The organism is Escherichia sp. R1 (assembly GCF_003000935.1).
Classification (GTDB): domain Bacteria; phylum Pseudomonadota; class Gammaproteobacteria; order Enterobacterales; family Enterobacteriaceae; genus Escherichia; species Escherichia coli.
In genome coordinates, this window is record NZ_PSRU01000064.1 from 1 (window position 1) to 1,678 (window position 1,678).

A 1,678-nucleotide genomic window follows, 5' to 3' on the forward strand; every position below is an offset into this window, starting at 1 on the left:
ATACGATCCCGCAACGCGGGGATACCCAGTGGTCGCAGTTTGCCGTTGCTTTTAGGGATGTAAACCCGTCTGGCGGGCAAGGGCTGGTAGTGGCCTGAGAGTAATTCATCCCTGAGGATTTGCAGCTCAACAGCCAGTCTGGCCTGTAGCATTGTTTTGTTCACGCCATCAACGCCGGGGGTATGGGCCCCCTTTGATGAAAGCGTGATCCGCGCCGCTTCAGCCAGCCATTCTGGTTGTGTTATCAGACGCAGCAGCCGTTGAATCCGTAGGGACGGATCGGTGGCTGCCCATGTGGCAAGCTTGCGTTGCATTTCGCTGATTATCAAAGGTCTTCACCTCGTTAGGTCAGTTAATTCACGTCGCAAACACATTCAAACTGCTTCCCTTCGCCATGTAATGGGCTTTCCCCATCGCGGACTACTACGGAAGCTCCGCCAGCCAGCGCGTCATCGGAGCCATGCCCCCTTAACATCCGTCGCTGACCTTCCCCGGTTTACCTGCCTGGACTCAGGCATACTGAGGAGGCTGCCCGTCGCACTCTTTATCCTTGCTTGCCGCAAGTTGGCAGAAGTCAGCAACGCAAGCGTGATAGACGCTGCTGCCCCGGTGTTTCGCATACATGTCAAAACACCTTCGACCGGTAGTGCTTACGTATCACTGCCAGTTCCTCCTGCACGGCCTGTCAGATCACGTAGGCCGTGGTGACGTTTTCAACCCACAGAGGCGGATTAACGGGTTCATGTTCTTCAGCCTTTCAGTACTTAACCTTGAGGATCATCTCGGCTTAGTGATCTCGCCTCAATCCCCGTTGTCAGCGGGTTACATCACCCTGCGGGCATGCCGCAGGTCACTGCCGCTCAGGTTCTCCACCTTCACACCCGGTGGGATTGTTGGGTTTCTCATCGTGAGTTACCGGTTCAATATTCCAGACAGACTCGCGGTTCATTTAAGCATCCATGCCCGCCCTGAACTCCGGGCACACCGTAAGTAAAATCAGCCACCCACAACTGGTCAGAACGTTCTGCCACAAACTGACGGTTTACGCGGTCGCCTGCGGCAACGGCTTTCCGGCTGACGGTAGTGCGGACCTTTTTACCCCGGAGAACACCGGCAAGTCCCATAACCGCCATGAGGCGCGCCACTGTACATCTGGCTACCCTGATTCCTTCCCGTAACAACTGACGCCAGACTTTACGCACACCGTATACCTGATGATTCCCATCGTATACGCGCAGTATCTCTTTCTTCAGCCAGTCATCGCGCTGCGCACGGGCACTGCGTTTATCAGGATGATGTCGCTGTTGCTGACAGTGGTAATACGTTGACGGGGCAATATGTAGTTCACTGCATACCGGTCCGACCCCGTACAGCTTACGCAGCTTATCCAGCAGTGGCATCACTTTTTCCAGAGGCGGTCGAACTCCGCCTTCGCAAAATAAGCGGAAGCCTGGCGAAGGATATCGTTACTGCGGCGCAGTTCACGATTTTCACGTTCCAGCTCTTTCAGACGCTGACGTTCAGCGGTGGTGAGCCCGCCATCACCGCCTCCGGTATCCCGCTCATGCTGGCGTACCCAGACACGCAGAGTCTCCGGTGTACAGCCAATCTTTGGGGCAATGGAACAAATTGCCGCCCACTGTGAGTCATATTCGCCCTGACTTTCCAGAACCATACG

At 55.4% G+C, this 1,678-nt stretch carries 1 protein-coding gene, 1 pseudogene and 1 other annotated feature; the gene and the pseudogene both read right to left on the reverse strand.

The genetic code is table 11. The features are described 5' to 3' along the window. Window positions 1–314 (reverse strand): hypothetical protein (locus C4F37_RS26990; RefSeq protein WP_001189105.1); only part of this gene is annotated, 314 nt, incomplete at its 3' end. A gap of 672 nt (window positions 315–986) precedes the next feature. Beyond that, window positions 987–1,678 (reverse strand): annotated as a pseudogene (locus C4F37_RS28130) (transposase); the annotation flags it as partial. After that, window positions 1,329–1,445 (reverse strand) — a sequence feature (AL1L pseudoknot). (Overlaps the previous pseudogene by 117 nt.)